The 17,003-nt window shown below is 69.0% G+C and carries 19 protein-coding genes; 12 read left to right on the top strand and 7 right to left on the bottom strand.

Going from position 1 to position 17,003, the window contains the following annotated elements; translation table 11 throughout:
* Window positions 1-43: 43 nt before the first annotated feature.
* Both pyk and AC6R2M_RS05195 read left to right on the top strand, forming a co-directional pair.
* Complete coding sequence (gene pyk / locus AC6R2M_RS05190) at window positions 44-1,480, top strand: pyruvate kinase (protein WP_500486150.1); 1,437 nt, start codon at window positions 44-46, stop codon at window positions 1,478-1,480.
* Between the two features lie 83 nt (window positions 1,481-1,563).
* Window positions 1,564-2,607, top strand: a complete 1,044-nt coding sequence (locus tag AC6R2M_RS05195; protein ID WP_500486152.1) for a type I restriction endonuclease — start codon at window positions 1,564-1,566, stop codon at window positions 2,605-2,607.
* 10 nt (window positions 2,608-2,617) lie between these two features.
* Here the strand turns inward: AC6R2M_RS05195 and AC6R2M_RS05200 are convergent, their stop codons facing one another.
* The 5 genes from AC6R2M_RS05200 to AC6R2M_RS05220 all read right to left on the bottom strand — a co-directional run bounded on the left by AC6R2M_RS05200 (window position 2,618) and on the right by AC6R2M_RS05220 (window position 5,498).
* Complete coding sequence (locus AC6R2M_RS05200; RefSeq protein WP_500486154.1) at window positions 2,618-3,289, bottom strand: tetratricopeptide repeat protein; 672 nt, start codon at window positions 3,287-3,289, stop codon at window positions 2,618-2,620.
* Window positions 3,290-3,467: 178 nt separating this feature from the next.
* The gene (ykgO, locus tag AC6R2M_RS05205; protein WP_209735835.1) at window positions 3,468-3,593 is read right to left on the bottom strand and encodes a type B 50S ribosomal protein L36; all 126 of its coding nucleotides are present in this window, start codon (window positions 3,591-3,593) and stop codon (window positions 3,468-3,470) included.
* A gap of 116 nt (window positions 3,594-3,709) precedes the next feature.
* Window positions 3,710-4,792: a 5-(carboxyamino)imidazole ribonucleotide synthase gene (locus AC6R2M_RS05210; protein WP_500486157.1), complete on the bottom strand. Its 1,083-nt coding sequence runs from the start codon at window positions 4,790-4,792 to the stop codon at window positions 3,710-3,712.
* Entirely contained in the window at window positions 4,789-5,298 is a 510-nt protein-coding gene (gene purE / locus AC6R2M_RS05215) for a 5-(carboxyamino)imidazole ribonucleotide mutase (protein WP_500486159.1), read from the bottom strand. The genes AC6R2M_RS05210 and purE overlap by 4 nt, the downstream gene beginning before the upstream one ends.
* Window positions 5,295-5,498: a YdcH family protein gene (locus AC6R2M_RS05220; RefSeq protein WP_500486161.1), complete on the bottom strand. Its 204-nt coding sequence runs from the start codon at window positions 5,496-5,498 to the stop codon at window positions 5,295-5,297. The genes purE and AC6R2M_RS05220 overlap by 4 nt, the downstream gene beginning before the upstream one ends.
* Before the next feature lie 285 nt (window positions 5,499-5,783).
* Between AC6R2M_RS05220 and AC6R2M_RS05225 the strand changes: the two genes are divergently transcribed.
* The 9 genes from AC6R2M_RS05225 to AC6R2M_RS05265 all read left to right on the top strand — a co-directional run bounded on the left by AC6R2M_RS05225 (window position 5,784) and on the right by AC6R2M_RS05265 (window position 13,304).
* Window positions 5,784-5,954, top strand: coding sequence for a YdcH family protein (locus AC6R2M_RS05225; RefSeq protein ID WP_500486163.1), 171 nt, complete (start codon window positions 5,784-5,786; stop codon window positions 5,952-5,954).
* A gap of 176 nt (window positions 5,955-6,130) precedes the next feature.
* Window positions 6,131-6,778, top strand: coding sequence for a thiamine phosphate synthase (locus AC6R2M_RS05230; protein ID WP_500486165.1), 648 nt, complete (start codon window positions 6,131-6,133; stop codon window positions 6,776-6,778).
* Window positions 6,775-7,827, top strand: coding sequence for a tetratricopeptide repeat protein (locus AC6R2M_RS05235; protein WP_500486167.1), 1,053 nt, complete (start codon window positions 6,775-6,777; stop codon window positions 7,825-7,827). The genes AC6R2M_RS05230 and AC6R2M_RS05235 overlap by 4 nt, the downstream gene beginning before the upstream one ends.
* 120 nt (window positions 7,828-7,947) lie before the next feature.
* The gene (gene efp / locus AC6R2M_RS05240; protein WP_500486169.1) at window positions 7,948-8,511 is read left to right on the top strand and encodes an elongation factor P; all 564 of its coding nucleotides are present in this window, start codon (window positions 7,948-7,950) and stop codon (window positions 8,509-8,511) included.
* Window positions 8,512-8,540: 29 nt separating this feature from the next.
* Complete coding sequence (locus AC6R2M_RS05245) at window positions 8,541-9,368, top strand: inositol monophosphatase family protein (protein ID WP_500486171.1); 828 nt, start codon at window positions 8,541-8,543, stop codon at window positions 9,366-9,368.
* A 91-nt stretch (window positions 9,369-9,459) separates the two neighbouring features.
* Window positions 9,460-10,509, top strand: coding sequence for a flagellar motor protein MotA (locus tag AC6R2M_RS05250; protein WP_500486173.1), 1,050 nt, complete (start codon window positions 9,460-9,462; stop codon window positions 10,507-10,509).
* Between the two features lie 3 nt (window positions 10,510-10,512).
* On the top strand, window positions 10,513-11,541 hold the full coding sequence (locus AC6R2M_RS05255) for a peptidoglycan -binding protein (RefSeq protein WP_500486175.1): 1,029 nt from the start codon (window positions 10,513-10,515) through the stop codon (window positions 11,539-11,541).
* 4 nt (window positions 11,542-11,545) lie between these two features.
* The gene (locus AC6R2M_RS05260) at window positions 11,546-11,854 is read left to right on the top strand and encodes a DUF3088 domain-containing protein (protein WP_500486177.1); all 309 of its coding nucleotides are present in this window, start codon (window positions 11,546-11,548) and stop codon (window positions 11,852-11,854) included.
* Between the two features lie 490 nt (window positions 11,855-12,344).
* The gene (locus tag AC6R2M_RS05265; RefSeq protein WP_500481999.1) at window positions 12,345-13,304 is read left to right on the top strand and encodes an IS110 family RNA-guided transposase; all 960 of its coding nucleotides are present in this window, start codon (window positions 12,345-12,347) and stop codon (window positions 13,302-13,304) included.
* Window positions 13,305-13,371: 67 nt separating this feature from the next.
* Here AC6R2M_RS05265 and AC6R2M_RS05270 read toward each other — a convergent pair whose 3' ends face one another.
* Window positions 13,372-15,168: an ABC transporter transmembrane domain-containing protein gene (locus tag AC6R2M_RS05270; RefSeq protein WP_500486179.1), complete on the bottom strand. Its 1,797-nt coding sequence runs from the start codon at window positions 15,166-15,168 to the stop codon at window positions 13,372-13,374.
* Window positions 15,169-15,326: 158 nt separating this feature from the next.
* On the opposite strand from AC6R2M_RS05270, the gene rpmE reads away from it, so the two are divergent.
* Complete coding sequence (rpmE, locus tag AC6R2M_RS05275; protein WP_500486181.1) at window positions 15,327-15,548, top strand: 50S ribosomal protein L31; 222 nt, start codon at window positions 15,327-15,329, stop codon at window positions 15,546-15,548.
* A gap of 567 nt (window positions 15,549-16,115) precedes the next feature.
* Here the strand turns inward: rpmE and rcdA are convergent.
* Window positions 16,116-16,637, bottom strand: coding sequence for a protease adaptor protein RcdA (gene rcdA / locus AC6R2M_RS05280; RefSeq protein ID WP_500486183.1), 522 nt, complete (start codon window positions 16,635-16,637; stop codon window positions 16,116-16,118).
* Window positions 16,638-17,003 lie beyond the last annotated feature (366 nt).

Here is a 17,003-nt window from a genome sequence, read left to right on the forward strand (position 1 = left end):
CGCTGCCGGCCGAAACCGAATCCGACGGAGAACCATCGGCCCAATGAAACGCAATCGACGCGTCAAGATCCTCGCGACCCTCGGGCCGGCCTCCTCCGACGAGGGGATGATCGCCCGGCTTCACGAGGCGGGTGCGGACTGCTTCCGCATCAACATGAGCCACACCGACCACGACACGATGCGCGAGCTTGTGCGCCGCATCCGCGCGGTCGAGGCCTCGCTGGGCCGGCCCATCGGCATCCTCGCCGATCTTCAGGGGCCGAAGCTGCGCGTCGGCAAGTTCGCCGAGACGAAGGTCGAGCTGACCGTCGGGCAGGACTTCACGCTCGACGGCGACGAGACGCCGGGCGACGCCACCCGCGTCCACCTGCCCCATCCCGAGATCCTGCAGACCGTCGAGCCGGGCCACCGCCTGCTGATCGACGACGGGCGCCTGCAGCTCGTCGTGACGGAGACGGACGGGCGCACGGTGAAGACGCGCGTCGTGGCGGGCACCACCATTTCCGACCGCAAGGGCGTCTCCTTGCCCGACACGCTGCTGACCTCCGGCGCCCTGACCGACAAGGACCGGCGCGACCTCGACGCGGTGCTCGAGGCCGACGTCGACTGGCTGGCGCTCTCCTTCATCCAGCGGCCGGAGGATCTGGCCGAGGCGCGCAAGCTCGCGCGCGGCCGGGCGGCCATCCTCTCCAAGATCGAGAAGCCGCAGGCTGTGGAGCGGCTGGAGGAGATCATCGAGCTCTCCGACGCCATCATGGTGGCGCGCGGCGATCTCGGCGTGGAGATGCCGCTGGAGGCCGTTCCCGGTATTCAGAAGCGCATGACGCGCATGGCGCGCGCCGCCGGCAAGCCGGTGGTCGTCGCCACGCAGATGCTGGAATCGATGATCTCGGCGCCGGTGCCGACCCGCGCCGAGGTTTCCGACGTCTCCATCGCCGTCTTCGAGGGCGCGGACGCAGTCATGCTCTCGGCGGAATCGGCGGCGGGCGCCTATCCGGTCGAGGCGGTCGAGACGATGAACCGCATCGCCGTGCAGGTGGAGAAGGACCCGCTCTATCCGGGCATCATCTCGGCGCAGCGGCCGGTCGCCGAATCGACCGGCGCGGACGCGGTCTCGCTCGCCGCCCGGCAGATGGCCGAGACGCTCTCGGTCGCGGCCATCGTCACCTACACCTCGACCGGCACGACCGGCCTTCGCACCTCGCGCGAACGCCCGCTCCTGCCGATCGTGGCCCTCTCGCCGGTGCTGGCGACCGCGCGCCGCCTCAGCCTCGTCTGGGGCCTGCACAGCGTGGTGACCGAAGACGCGAGCGATCTCGACGAGATGGTCGACAAGGCCTGCCGCGTGGCGGTGGGCGAGGGCCAGGCCCGGCCGGGCGAGCGCATCATCATCACCGCCGGCGTGCCGCTGCGCACGCCCGGCGCCACCAACATGCTGCGCATCGCCTATATCGGCTCGGACGGCCAGACCGCCGCCTGAAGCGGAGGCGTCGAGACTCCAAAATTCCGCTCGCCAAAAGGTTGAGCCCGTGTCTAACTTTCGCTCTGAGCGTGGGGGACGACATGACGATGGAAGATAGGCTCCGCGACATCGCGGAGCGCGTGAGGCACCATTCAAGTTCGATGGCCACCGAGGAGGCGGTCAAGACGGCAGTTATATTGCCGTTCCTGAGCGCCCTCGGCTACGAGGTCTTCAACCCATCCGAAAGCATCCCGGAGTTCACTGCCGACGCCGTTGGCAAGAAGGGAGAGCGGGTTGATTACGCGATCTGCATCGAAGGGCAGCTGCGGATTCTGATCGAGTGCAAGCCGATCACCTGCAAGCTGGAACGTGTCCACCTTGCGCAGCTTTACCGCTACTTCTCCGTTACCGAAGCCAAGTTCGCCATTCTCACGAATGGACGGACATTCCACTTCCACACGGACTTGGACGCTCCGAACCGGCTCGACACCCTCCCTTTCCTGACGTTCGACTTCTCCGAGCTCAACGCGTCGGTTCTGAACGAATTGAAGAAATTCGCGCGGAATGGGTTCGACGTTGATGGAGTTTTGCAGTCTGCCACGCGACTGAAGTACACGTCTGCCATAAAGCAGAAGATCACTTCGATCATGGACGATCCGCCGGAGGATTTCGTCAGAATGGTCGTCGCGGATATTCATGAAGGACGGTTCACGGCTGCTGCTCGGGAGCAGTACACGCCGTTGGTCAAGAGCGCCTTTCGCGAACTCGTCCTGCAGGCGATCCAGAACCGGATCACCTCCGCATTCGAGGCGACCGAGCCGGAACCTGCTGCCCCCACCCCAGAGGCAGAGCCGGACAAGATCGTGACGACCGAAGAGGAGCGCGAAGGCTTTCTCATCGTTCGCGCGATCGCCCGCGAAACGATTCCGGCGAGTCGCATTTTCCTGCGCGACCAACAGACCTATTGCGGCATCTTGATCGACAACAACAACCGCCGCCCGTTGGCTCGCCTCTGGCTCAACCGATCGGTCAAGTATCTGAGCCTGTTCGACGGTGAGCGGGAGGAACGCGTTCAGATCGAATCGTTGGATCACATCTACGACTACACCGACCGCATTCGCGATACGGCTCGACGTTACCTCTAGGTCGCGGCGATCAAAGGCTGCGGCCGCGGACCTTGGCCGTCAGGCGGGTCGCGGCCTCCTGCGCCGGGCGCAGGGCCGGATAGACGGCGAGGACGCGCCGGTAGGCGTCGAGCGCGGCCTCGTCCCGGCCCATCTCCTCCAGGATCGCGCCGAGCCCGAGAAGGGCGCCGAAATGGCGCGGCTCGCGCGCCAGCGTCTGCTCGATGTCGGCGAGCGAGCGCCCGTACTGGTCGAGCTGGAAGTTCAGCGTCGCGCGGGCGTTGTAGGCCTCGGCATAGTCCGGTTCGAGCAGCATGACCTGCTCGTAGAGGTCGAAGGCCGCGCCGTGGTCCCGGCCCGCCACCGCCGCGCTCGCCCATCCCATCAGAAGCTCGATCGTGGCGCCGTCGCCGCCCGCCCATCTCGCCTGGATCTCGCTCGCGATGCGCTCGGCGCCTTCGGGCGAGGCCTCCTTTCGAAGCCGTTCGAAGAGCGTGTCGATCGACGTCGGACCCGACATCGCCGCCGGCGGGACGGGGGAGGGCGCCTGCGGTTCGGCTTCCATGCCCACGGAGCCGCGCGGCTCGCCCAGAAGGCGGTCGAGCGCCTCGGCCGCGCTGTCGGGCAGGGTGGTTTGGGTCGATGCCGGCGCCGCGAGGGCGAGGAGCGCGGCGGCGCTCAGGCAGAGAGGGAGGGCACGCATAAGGTCACGATACAGCATCGGCGCTTGCCCCGAAATCGGCTTTCGACGTGCGCATCGACGCAGAAAGGCCGGAAACACCTGCGTTCGATCGAACGCCTATGTTCCCGGCCTTGGATGTCGGGGCGCGTTTCGCGCCGGTCCGGTTCCGCCCGCGTCGAACGCCGGGCGGAGCGGCAGGTCAGCCCTGGCGCGCCTTGAAGCGCGGGGCCTCCTTGTTGATGATGTAGATGCGGCCCTTGCGGCGCACCATGCGGTTGGCGCGATGGCGGCCCTTCAGAGCCTTCAGCGAGTTCTTGATCTTCATGGGTCCGACCGTTCGGTTTTTACGCGACGGTCCTTCTTCCAAGACGCCGCAGAAAGGAGCGGGCCGTCGCCGGTCCGCCGGAATGGGGTGGGAGATAACCGGAGCGCTCTGTCCTGTCAACGATTCCGAGGGGCGAGACGCGTGACATGGCCCATCTTGCGGCCCGGCCGGGCCTCGGCCTTGCCATAGAGGGTCAGGACGGCCTGCGGTTCGGCGAGGATGGCCGGCACGCGCTCGATGTCGTCGCCGATCAGATTCTCCATGACCGTGTCGGAGTGCCGGGCCGGGTCGCCGAGCGGAAGGCCCGCAACGGCGCGGATGTGCTGCTCGAACTGCGAGACGGCGCAGGCCGAATCCGTCCAGTGCCCGGAATTGTGAACGCGCGGCGCGATCTCGTTCACGAGAAGCCCGCCCGCCCCGACGAAGAACTCGACCCCGATGACACCGACATAGCCGAGCCGTTCGAGGATGCGCCCGGCCGTCCCGCGCGCCTGTGCGGCCACGGCCTCGTCGATCCGCGCCGGCACGCTGGAGCGGCGCAGGATGCCGGCGGAGTGGACGTTCTCGGCGACGTCGAAGGCCTCGACCCGCCCGTCCAGCGCGCGCGCGGCGACGACCGAGACCTCGCGCTCGAAGGCGATACGCTTTTCCAGGACGCAAGGGACGCCGCCGAGGCTGGCGAAGACGCCGTCGAGCGGCGCGCCCGCCTTCAGCGTCGCCTGTCCCTTGCCGTCGTAGCCGAGGCGGCGCGTCTTCAGGATGCAGTCGCCGCCGAGGTCGAGAAGCGCGTGCGCGAGTTCGGCCTCGTCGTCCACGGCGCGCCAGGGCGCGGTCGCGATGCCGATTCCGTTCAGGAAGGCCTTCTCGGTCACGCGATCCTGCGCGACCTCCAGCGCCTCGACGCAGGGGCGCACCGCGATGAGCCCGGCCAGGGCCGAGATGGGGCCGACGGGCACGTTCTCGAACTCGTAGGTGATGACGCTCGTCTTGCGGGCGAGCTCGGCCAGCGCCGCGCGGTCGTCATAAGCGCCGACGACGACCCCGTTCGCCGTCTGCGCGGCCGGGCAGTCTGGATCGGGATCGAGGACGAGGGTGCGGAAGCCCAGGCGCGCGGCGGCCGAGGCCAGCATGCGGCCGAGCTGGCCGCCGCCGACGATGCCGATCGCGGCGCCGAAGGGCAGAGGAGACGAAGCGCTCACCGGCTTTCGCCCGGCTCGTCGACGGGCCGTTCGGCGACGCTCTCGGCCTGCGCGGCGCGCCATTCGTCGAGACGGGCGGCGAGCGCCGCATCGGTGAGGGCGAGGACGGCGGCGGCCAGGAGTGCGGCGTTCACCGCGCCGGCCCGGCCGATGGCCAGCGTTCCGACCGGGATGCCGGCGGGCATCTGGACGATGGAAAGGAGGCTGTCCTGCCCGGACAGAGCCTTGGATTCCACCGGCACGCCGAAGACCGGCAGCGGGGTCATCGAAGCGGCCATGCCGGGCAGATGGGCGGCGCCGCCCGCCCCCGCGATCACGACCTTGAAGCCCTCGTCCCGCGCGCCCTTGGCGAAGGCGACGAGCCGGTCCGGGGTGCGGTGGGCCGACACGATGCGGGCGTCGAAGGCGATCCCGAGCGCGTCGAGCGTCTGGGCGGCGTGGCGCATGGTCGCCCAGTCGCTCTGGCTGCCCATGATGATGGCGACGGGCGGGGTCGCGGCGCTCATGCGATGATGTCCGGGAGGACCTGGTCCTCGAGGTCCTGGAGGCGATCCTTCACCGCCAGCTTCTTCTTCTTCATGCGCTGGATCTGGAGCCGGTCGCAGCCGACCGTCTCCATGGCCTCGATCGCCGCGTCGAAATCGGCATGTTCCTGCCGCAGCCGCGCGACCTGCAGCCTCATGGCCGCCTGCTCCTGATCCGCCATGCCGTTCCCCGATCGTCCCGGCGGGGAGGGCGGCGCCCTGTCGTCCCGCGCGGGGGCCACCCCCTCGATCGATCCTCGCGACGTCGTCCTTCGAGAAAATCCCGTTTCCCGAAAGCGGCTTCGCATGGGCCGTCCGCGCACGGATACCAGCCCCCGTGAAAATATCCAATCGACCTCTTCGAACGCCATGGTCCGGCCCCACCTTCTATGACAGTCTCATGTCTGTCCGCGAGCGTCGGGCCCTCCCGAAACGCGGGCAGCGGACCCCATGAAGAGGAGCTTGGAATGTCCTTGGATACCCACCTCGCAACGCTGGAAAAGCGCCACCACGCACTCGACAGCGAAATCGCGACGCTTCGCACGAAGCCCGCGATGAGCGATGCCGCCATCCAGGAACTGAAGCGCAAGAAGCTCGTCCTGAAGGACGAGATCGAGCGGCTTCGCAGCCAAGGCTGAAGGGACGATACGAGACATGAGGGAGGGGACCGGCGTCGTGCCGGTCCCCTTTTCCGTTGGGGCGGTCCGCGCCTGACGCCGTAGGCGGCGATCCGCCCTTCAAAACGCGCCCGAAGGCTGCCATGCTCGCGCGCGATCCCGCTTTCATGACCGTCCCCGAGCCATTCACCGTATTCATGTCGACCGATTTCGTCCGCTCCCGCCTCGCCCTCGTCCTCGCCTCGCCCGAAGTGACCGGTGCCGCACTCTCCCGGGCGCTCGCCGGGGGTGACGTCGCGACCGTCCTCCTGGCCGCGGCGGGCCGCTCGGCCACCGCGTTCCAGGACTTCGCCGAGGAGGTGGTGCCGCTGATCCAGGAGGCGGGCGCCGCCGCGATCGTCGCCGACGACACGCGCTGCGCCGGCCGCGCGAAGGCGGACGGCATCCACGTCTCGGGCGGCGCGCTGGAGGAGCTGCGCGACGCCATCGCGCGCTTCTCGCCCAAGCTCATCGTCGGGGCCTCGGGCTTCCGCACGCGCCACGGCGCGATGGAGGCCGGCGAGGCGCTACCCGACTATCTCTTCTTCGGCCGCCTCTCCGGCGCGCCCGCGCCCTTAGCCGAACCGGAAGACCTGGAGCTCGCGGCCTGGTGGGCCTCGATCGTGGAGCTGCCCTGCGTCGTCATGGGCGGCGGCGACATCGAAACCTTCCCCGAGGCGGCCGAGACGGGCGCCGAGTTCATCGCCCTGTCGAGCGCGATCTTCGCTGTCGAGGGCGAGGAGGGCGAGCGCGTGGCCCGGGCCAACGCCGTGCTCGACGACGTGCACGCAAGGCGCGCCGCATGAGAGGGCGGCTTTTCGGCTGCGCGCTGGCGGCGCTCCTGTGCGCCGGTCCGTCGGCGGCGCAGGATGCGGCCCCGCCGACACCCCCCTTCGGCGGCGGAGCGACGCTCGGCGAGCGTCTGGGCGACCCGCCGCCGCCGCGCGCCCAGCCGCAGATTCGCCGTCCGGCGCGGCTTCTGCCGACCCCCATCGAGCCGCCGGCCGGCGACACCAGCTTCCCCGCGACCAGCAACGCTGCGCTCGGCGCCTTCCAGCGCGGGCAGTATCTCTCGGCGCTGCGCATCGCGGAGCCGCTCGCCAATATGGGCGATTCCGCCGCGCAGACGCTGCTCGGCGAAATCTATCTGCGCGGGCTCGGCGTGCCGCAGGACGAGGAGGGGGCGGCCCGCTGGTTCCGCGTCGCCTCCGACGCGGGCGACGCGCAGGCGCAGTTCCGCTACGCCATGATGCTGATCGACGGGGAAGGCGTGAGCGCCGACCCGGAAGCGGCGCGCGATCTGATGCGCCGCTCGGCCGACGCGGGCAATCCGCTGGCGGCCTTCAATTACGGGCAGATGCTCATCCGCGCCTCGCCCACGGGCGGGTTCCAGGAGGCCTACCGCTACTTCAAGCAGGCGGCCGACGCGGGTGTGCCGGACGGGCAGTATGCGCTGTCGCAGCTCTACGCCTACGGGCAGGGCGTCGATCAGGCCGACGACGTGACCGCCCGGCGCTGGCTGCACGCGGCGGCCGTGCGCGGCCACGACACCGCGCAGATCGAGCTCGGCATCTGGCTGCTGAACGGGCGTGGCGGGCCGACCGACGCGCCGGCGGGCTTCCGCTGGCTGAAGGGCGCGGCCGAACGCGGCAACCCCATCGCCGTCAACCGGCTCGCCCATCTCTACCGCGACGGGATCGGCACGCCGCGCAATGCCGACGAGGCCGCGAAATGGACCGTGATCGCCCGGCGGGCGGGCAATTCCGACGCCGCGCTCGACAGCTTCCTGCGCAGCCTGCCGGAGGATCAGCAGCGCCGCGCGCTGGAGGCCGCGAACCGCTTCCAGGCCGGCTGATCGTGCGCCCGGCGGCGCGTCGCGGTTGAAAAGACAGGCTCTTTGTGGTTTTGACCCGGAGCCTTCAGCCGGGCGCGGCGCTAGATCGCTCCCGAAAACCCCTTTCGGACTCCCGACCCCATGAAGATCAACGGCAACGAAATTAAGCCCGGCAACGTCATCGAGCACAATGGCGGGCTCTGGGCCGCGGTGAAGACGGCCCATGTGAAGCCGGGCAAGGGCGGCGCCTTCGCGCAGGTCGAGCTGAAGAATCTGATCGACGGCACCAAGCTGAACGAGCGCTTCCGCGCCTCCGAGACGGTCGAGCGGATCCGCCTGGAGCAGAAGGACTACCAGTTCCTCTACGCCGAGGGCGAGATGCTGGTCTTCATGGACAACGAGACCTACGAGCAGCTCGAGCTGCAGAAGGACTTCGTCGGCGACCGCGCCGCCTTCCTGCAGGACGGCATGAAGGTGACGGTCGAGAGCCACGAGGACCGCCCGATCGGCATCTCCCTGCCCGACTACGTGACGCTGCAGATCGTCGAGGCCGACCCGGTGGTGAAGGGGCAGACCGCCGCTTCGTCCTACAAGCCGGCTCGCATGGAGAACGGCATCCGCGTGATGGTGCCGCCCTTCATCGAGACGGGCGAGCGCATCGTCGTCGACACCAACGAAATCACCTATGTTCGCCGCGCCGACTGACGCGTCGTCCCTGATCTGAAAGACGAGACATGGCCCGTTCGGCCCTTCTGAACGTGATGGTGCAGGCCGCGATGAAGGCCGGCCGCTCCCTGGTGCGCGACTTCGGCGAGGTGCAGAACCTCCAGGTCTCGATGAAGGGCCCCGCGGACTTCGTCTCCAACGCCGACCGCAAGGCCGAGGAGATCGTCTTCCAGGAGCTGTCGCGCGCCCGTCCCGACTGGGGCTTCCTCATGGAGGAGCGCGGCGCGGTCGAGGGCAAGGACAGCCAGCACCGCTGGCTGGTCGACCCGCTCGACGGGACGACCAACTTCCTGCACGGCATCCCGCATTTCGCGGTCTCCATCGCGCTGGAGCGGGACGGGCAGATCGTGGCGGGCGTGATCCTGAACCCGGCCCTCGACGAGCTCTACACGGCCGAGAAGGGCGGCGGCGCCTTCCTGAACGACCGCCGCATCCGCGTCGCCGCGCGCCAGCGCATCAACGAGATGGTGTTCGGCACGGGCATGCCCTTCCTCGGCAAGGGCGACCATGCGCGCTTCCTCTACGAGATGCGCCACGTCATGGCCGAATGCTCGGGCATCCGCCGCATCGGCGCGGCCTCGCTGGACCTCGGCTATGTCGCGGCGGGCCGCTTCGACGGCTTCTGGGAGCGCGCGCTCGGCCCCTGGGACCTTGCGGCCGGTTCGATCCTCGTTCGCGAGGCGGGCGGCTTCGTCACCGATGTCGAGGGCCGGCCTTTCGACGCGATGAAGGGCGACATCCTGTGCGGCAACGAGTTCGCCCACAAGCAGCTCGCCGAGCTCATCAAGCGCGCCAACACGGTGCGCAGCCAGGACCGCGCGGCGGCGGCCGAATGAGGGCCGGCGCCCCCGCACTGGAGCGGGCGCACCGCGTCCGCTAAAGAGGCTTCGACGCCTTCGGACGTCGAACGGAACGGGCAGGGGGTCGATGCAGCTCTTGAATTCCCCCAGGGACGAGACCCAGGAGCGCCGCGCGACGGGCGTCGGCGCCGACCGGCTGTCGAGCCCGCTCGTCTATCTCTGGTCGATGCTCGTGTTCCTGGCGCTGGCGGCCTTCGTCGCGCTGATCCTCGGCCGGCAGGTCATCGCCGCCTTCACCACCAATCCGGGCCTCAACGGCCTCATTGTCGGCGTTCTGGCCGTCGGCACCGTTCTGGCCTTCCGGCAGGTGCTGGTGCTGCGCCGCGAGGTCCGCTGGGTCAACGCCTTCCGCGAGAGCGCCGCCGAGGCCGACCGCGTGAAGCCGCCGATCCTGCTCGCTCCCTTCAGCGCGATGATCGGCGGACGCCGCGCCGGGCTGATGCTGAACACCTCGTCCTCGCGCTCGATCCTGGAATCCATCGCGACCCGGCTCGACGAGAACCGGGACGTGGCGCGCTATCTGATCGGGCTTCTCGTCTTCCTCGGCCTGCTCGGCACCTTCTGGGGCCTTCTGGCGACGATCGGCTCCATCTCCACGACGATCCAGACGCTGGATCCGGGCGCGAGCGACGCGGCGAGCATCCTGAACTCCGTGCAGCAGGGCCTCTCGGCGCCGCTCGCCGGCATGGGCACGGCCTTCTCGTCCTCGCTCTTCGGTCTCGCCGGCTCCATGGTGCTCGGCTTCCTCGATCTGCAGGTCGGCCGCGCGCAGAACCGCTTCTACACCGAGATCGAGGACTGGCTGTCCTCCGTCACGGATGTCGGCGCGGACATGGCGGTGCCGGCCGGCGCCGCGATGGGCGCGGGCGGGCTGGAGGAGATGCGGCTCCTGTCGGAGCGGCTGAACCGTCTCGTTCAGGAGCAGGGCGCCGGCCAGCGCACCAGCGCGGCCATGGCGAGCCTTGCCGAAAGCATTCAGGGCCTCGTCGCGCACATGCGCTCCGAGCAGCAGATGCTGCGCGACTTCGTGGAAAGCCAGGCGAACGAGCAGCGCGCCATGCGCGGAACGCTCGACCGCCTCTCCGCCTCGATCGGCGACGCTTCGAGGAAACCTTAAGCGATGGCGCTGTCGAAGCGGAGCCGCACGCGGGAGGTCAGCTACTGGCCCGGCTATGTCGACGCGCTTTCGACCCTGCTTCTGGCCATCATCTTCCTTCTGTCGGTCTTCGTGATCGCGCAGTTCCTGCTCAGCCGCGAGATCAGCGGCCAGGACACGGTGCTGAACCGGCTGAACGCCCAGATCGCGGAGCTGAACGAGCTCCTGGCGCTGGAGCGGGCGAGCGGCTCGGACCTGACCGACGAGCTCGCCGCGCTTCGCGCCTCCCTCGCCAGCGCGCAGGAGGACCGCTCGCGCCTCCAGGCCGCGCTGGACGCCGGGCAGGCGGCGGGCGCCGGCGGCGAGGCGGCGCTGGGCGCGCTTCGCGGAGAGGTGGAGGCCGAGCGGGAGATATCCGCGCAGGCGCGCGGGCAGGTCGATCTCCTGAATCTGCAGCTCGCCGCGCTCCGCCAGCAGATCCAGGCGCTGGAAGGCGCGCTCGACGTTTCGGAGAGCCGCGACCGCGAGAGCCGGGTGCAGATCGCCGAACTCGGCCGCCGTCTGAACGTGGCGCTCGCCCAGCGCGTTCAGGAGCTGGCGCGCTACCGCTCCGACTTCTTCGGCCGCCTGCGGGAGATCCTGTCGGACCGCGAGAACATCCGCGTCGTCGGCGACCGCTTCGTCTTCCAGTCCGAGGTGCTGTTCGCCTCCGGGTCCGACGTGCTCCAGCCGGAGGGCCGCGAGCAGATGGACGGGTTGGCGCAGGCGATCCTGGAGCTGAACCGCGAGATCCCGTCGGACATCAACTGGATCATCCGCGTCGACGGCCACACCGACAACGTGCCGCTCTCCGGCACCGGCCAGTTCGTCGACAACTGGCAGCTCTCCACCGACCGCGCCGCGGCGGTGGTGCGCTATCTCGTCAGCCAGGGCGTGCCGACGAACCGGCTGGCGGCGACGGGCTTCGGCGAGTTCCAGCCGCTCGATCCCGGCGACAGCCCCGAGGCGCGCGCGCGCAACCGGCGGATCGAACTGAAGCTGACGGAGCGGTGAGCCGATGAGCCGGGATCGACTGTTTCTGCTGCGTCCCGGCTTCGAAGACCCTGACTATCCGAACACCGTCTTCTACTGCTGGCACTGCGCCCTGATGGAAGGGGTGCTCGCCTCCTTTCCCGAGCTTGCCGAGCGGCTCGAGGTCATCCGCATCGCCTGGCCGCGACCGCGTTCGGAAGTCGTGGAACTCCTCGGTGAGGAAAACCAGTCCCTGCCGGTGCTCGTTTTCGCCGAAGGCGGGTTCGTGAACGACAAGGACGCCATTCTGGCCGCGCTTTCGGCTCGGCATGGTTTTCCCCTGCCTCATCCGTGAGTTGGCCGGCGTCTACTCGGGCGCGCGAAGTCGCGCCGCCAGCACGCACGCGTCGCCCTTAGCGCCTCTCCCCCTCATCCCCCTGCCGGGACCTTCTCCCCACGGGGGAGAAGGACACGGCTTGGGCGCTCTGCGGATTGTTCAATGTTCAGCGGCGGGCGCTTTCGAACCCGAACGGGGCGCCATTCCTCTCCCCTTGGGGAGAGGATGGATGCGAGCGTCAGCGAGCAGCCGGGTGAGGGCGTGCAGCCGCAGCGTTGCAGGACGGGGTACCGCAGCGCCCTACGAGGCCCTTGTCTGTGCCTGGATGTTGTAAGCTGTTTCTGTCTTCCGGGACGCCCGCTTGGCGCTCCAACGCCAAGCGGGCTGTTGGCGGAGGGGCCGATAAGCCCTGAGCGTCGAGCGCTGAGGATGAGCAGGGCCGCCGCCGACGTTTCATGACCCGGATGGTTGCAGGGACGAACGGGTCCGAAGCCACAAGGATGGGTCGATGGAACGGGCACAGCGTAACACGAAAGTCGCCGGAATCGATGTGGGGAAGTTCTGGCTGGACGTGGCGATCCACGGCCGGGACGGGACGCGCCGGTTTGCCAATGACGAGGCGGGCCTGACAGGGCTTGCGGTCTGGCTGGCCGAAGAGGGCGTGGTCCGCGCGGGGCTGGAGGCGACGGCCGGCTACGAGCGGGCGGCCCGCTCGAGACTGGAAGCCGAGGGCGTTCAGGTGATCGTCCATCAGCCGCTGGAGGTTCGGCTGTTTGCGCGGCTCAAGCGCTGGAAGGCCAAGACCGATCGGCTGGACGCGGTCCTGATCGCGGCGGCGACGGTTCAGGTCGAGACGGTCCGGGCCGCTCGGGACCCGCTCCTGGTCGAGTTGGCACAACGCCTGACCGCCTATGAGCACATCACCGACAAGGTCGCCGACCTGAAGACCTTCATGGAGCATGTCGATCTGCCCGACCTCGTCGAAAGGCTGGGCCAGGAAATCGGGAGCCTTTCGCGTCTCAAGGTCAGGCTGGCGAGCGATATCCTCGCCCGGATCAAGGCCCGCCCCGATCTTCTGACGCGCTACCGCCTGCTGTTGTCCCTGCCGGGCGTCGGGCCGATCGTGGCCGCCAGCCTGCTGATCCGCATGCCCGAGCTCGGCGCCATGCGGCGCGGTCAACCGGCCGCCCTGCTCGGCGTGGCTCCGCTCGACCGGCAGTCGGGGCAATGGAGGGGCCGAAGCGTCATCGGCGGCGGCCGGGCCCGTCCGCGCCGGATGCTCTATCTCGCCGCCATCGCCGCCAAGCGCTGCGACCCCGGCTTCAAGGCCTTCGCCGAGAGACTGATCCAGGCCGCAAAGCCTCCGAAGGTCGCCATCGTCGCCGTCATGCGAAAGCTCATCGAGGCCGCCAATCTGGTCCTGCAAAGACAGCAGCCATGGACCGCGCAAACCGTCCCAACGACATAGTTGCTCATCCCGCTGCCGCCACCTTCTCCCCGAGGGGGAGAAGGAAGCGTCGTCGTCGTCGGGATGCTTACTCCGCCGCGGCCGACAGGTCGGTGTCGAACTGCAGGCGGGCGAGGCGCGCATAGGCGCCGCCCTTGGCGATCAGCGAGGCGTGGGTGCCTTCCTCCACGATCCGTCCGTTCTCCAGAACCAGGATGCGGTCGGCCTTCAGGATGGTCGCCAGCCGGTGAGCGACGACGATGGTCGTGCGCCCCTCGGTCAGCCGGTCGAGCGCGGTCTGCACCAGCCGCTCGCTCTGCGCGTCGAGCGCGGAGGTCGCCTCGTCGAGAAGGAGGATGGGCGCGTCGCGAAGGATCGCGCGGGCGATCGCCAGACGTTGGCGCTGGCCGCCGGACAGCGTCACGCCGCGCTCGCCGATGGAGGTCTCGTAGCCGTCCGGCAGGCGGCGCACGAAATCGTCGACGAGCGCCGTGCGGGCGGCGCTCTCGATCGCCTCGCGGCTCGCGCCCTTCGCGCCGAAGGCGATGTTGTCCGAGACGCTCGCGGCGAAGATCGCCACGTCCTGCGAGACATAGGCCAGGCGCCGGCGAAGCTCGGACGGGTCGAGACGGCGCACGTCCACGCCGTCCACGAGGACCGCTCCGGCGCTCGCATCGTAGAATCGCTCGATCAGCGAGAAGAGCGTCGATTTGCCCGCGCCCGAGAGGCCGACGATCGCCACCGTCTCGCCGGGCCGGACCTCGAAGTCGAGGCCGTTCAGCACCGCGTGGGAGGGATTGCCGGCATAGGAGAAGGAGACGTTCTCGAAACGCACCGAACCAAGCGGCGGGAAGGGGAGCGCCCGCGGGCTTTCGGGCGCCTCGACCGCCGAGCGCTCCTCCAGAAGCTCGGTCAGCCGCTCCGTCGCGCCGGCGGCCTGCGCCAGCTCGCCATAGACCTCCGAGAGCTGCCCGAGCGCGCCGGCCGCGAAGACCGCGTAGAGCAGGAACTGGCCGAGCGTGCCGGCCGTCATGTCGCCCCGGATCACCTGTTCGGCGCCGGCCCAAAGGACGAGGACGATGGAGGTGAAGATGGCGAAGATCGCGAAGGCCGTCAGGAAGGCCCTTGCGATGGTGGAGCGCCGCGCCGCCTGGAAGGCATCGGACACCGCCGAGGCGTAGCGCCGGCTGGCCTCGTCCTCGCCGGTGAAGGCCTGCACGGTGCGAAGGCTGGCGATGGTCTCGCCGGCATAGGCGTTCGCCTCCGCGAGCCGGTCCTGCGCGCGGCGGGCCCGGCGGCGCACCGAGCGCCCGAAGCCGACCAGAGGCACGACGACGAAGGGAATCGCGGCCACCACGATGAAGGAGAGGCCGGGCGCGGTCGCGACCATCATGGCCACGGCGCCGACGAGCAGGATGCCGTTGCGCAGCGCCAGCGACAGGGTGGAGCCGACGGCGGACTTGATCTGCGCCGTGTCGGCGGTCAGCCGCGAGACGATCTCGCCCGACAGCGTGCGGTCGTAGAAGGCCGGCGAGAGGCGCGCGACATGGTCGAAGATCCGCATGCGCAGATCGGCGACGATGCGCTCGCCGAGCGTGATGACGAAATAGTAGCGCGCGCCGCTGGCGATCGCGAGAACGATCGAGAGGACGACCAGCATCGCGAAATAGGTGTCGACGAAGGCCGTGTCGGGCGCGTCGAAACCGTGATCGACGACGCGGCGCACCGCGAGCGGCAGCGACAGCGTGGTGGCGGAGGCGACGAGGAGCGCGACCGCCGCGCCCGCGACGAGGCCGCGATGGCGCTTGAGAAGCGGCAGGAGGCGGCTGAGGGGCCCGAGCCTGCGTCGGTCTTGCTGTCCGGGACGGACGGGGCTGTCTTGCAACGGTTCCTTGCGGCCGGAGCCGCCCTTGTGCCTGTTTCGGGCCTGATGTATAGGCTCACCCTCGAATTTGGAAGCGATCGAAGGAGCCGCCGCGGCGGCGTGTGGGCTGGCGGAAGGGCCGGGCCACCGAGAGGTCGGCAGCACCCGAGGGCAGTACCATGAAGAAAGACATCCACCCGAAGTACCACACGATCACGGTCGTGATGACGAACGGGACCGAGTACCAGACGCGCTCCACCTGGGGCTCGGAAGGCGACAAGATGAACCTCGACATCGACCCGACCAGCCACCCGGCCTGGACCGGCGGCAACCAGCAGCTGCTGGACCGCGGCGGCCGCGTCTCGCGCTTCAACAAGAAGTACGCCGGCTTCGGCATCTAGAGCCTTTCAGCCCGTTACGGAAACACTCTGCCGGGAAGCATTCGCGTTCGAGGTCGAGGGGCCGGACAAGGTCGTAGCGGGGCTACGGCCGTAGGCCGACCACGACGGGATCGGACCGAATGCACCCGGCCCTTCGGGTTTGCGTTCGCCGGGCGTCCACTTCGTCGGCTCGCTCGGCCGTAGTCCGCTACGACCATCGCGACCCTTCTCGCGGAGCGCGAGCGGCGAACGGCAAACAGAGTGAGTCCGTAACGGGCGGAAAGGCTCTAGGTCCCGTCACGCGACGGTGCTGGAAAGGGCCCGCCTCGCGCGGGCCTTTTCGCGTTTGGCATCCGTGAGCGCTCCGGGTGCCGAAGGGCGACGGCCGGCCCGGGCCCGTCGGAGACGAAGACGCCCGCCTCCGGCGACCGGACACGGGCGTTCGTAAGGGGTGAGGGCGCGAGAAGCGCCTCGACCCGAAGGATCAAGGCATCGGCCCGAAAATCGGAGTGGCTTTTTGGAAAGCCTGAATGCGCCGATTCAAAGAGATAGAGTGACCTTCGTGCGTCCCATCGGACGCACGGCGCTTCAGGCGGAGAAGGCGGTCCGCAGCAGCTTGAGCTGTTCGCCGACCGGGTCGTGGCTGGTCTCGATGTCGACCTCGCCGTAGATCTGGCGGTCGAGGAGGGCGATGCGCGTTTCCAGCTTAAGCGCGCGCTCCACGAGGTCGCGGAAGGTCTCGGGCAATTCGGCGAAGGCCGGCATCTCGCGGCCCGAACCGGTGGCTTCCAGCCGCACCTTGGCCTTCTCGGCCTCGACCTGCGCGCGGGACATGTCGCCCTGGTTCGCGGCGCGCTGCAGGAGCAGCCAGGAGGCGACCTGCATCAGGCGCGTCGTCAGGCGCATCGACTCGGCGGCGTAGAGCGTCGCGCCGGCGCGGGAGAGGGCGCGCGCCTCCTCGCGGCCCGCGCCGTCGAGATAGCTCGCGGTCTCGTCCACGAGCGTCATGCCCTCGTTGAAGATCGGCTGGAAGGATCGCGAGAAGGCGATGCGCTCGGCCAGCCGAATCGTCTGGGCTTCCGGGACATGATCGAGTGAAGTGGTCGTCATGGAGCTGTGAACCGGTTTCCAGGCGCATGGTTGCAAGCGCCCGGCACGGACGAGCCGGGGCCAAATGTCCTGGGCAAGCTTTGAGCCGTCGGCGCGGTTTTCGCAAGCGTCCCGCGCGCCCCGTGGTTAACGGCGGACGCCCTGCTGCCGAACCCCTGCGGCGCAAAAGAGAGCCGCCTTGCAAGGGCGGCCCGAAGTCTGACAGGGAGGCGTCGATCACCCCGGGAGGAGGGTGCTTGTCCACCAAAGGTTGGACGGTTCGACTTTATCGCGGAATGCTTAACCAAGCCTTGACGAGGCGAGGCCGATTCGACGAACAGGACGGATCGCGATTCGACCCTTCGTCATCGACGGTTCGGCCCGTTC

It is taken from the genome of Aureimonas sp. CAS (assembly GCF_059838215.1).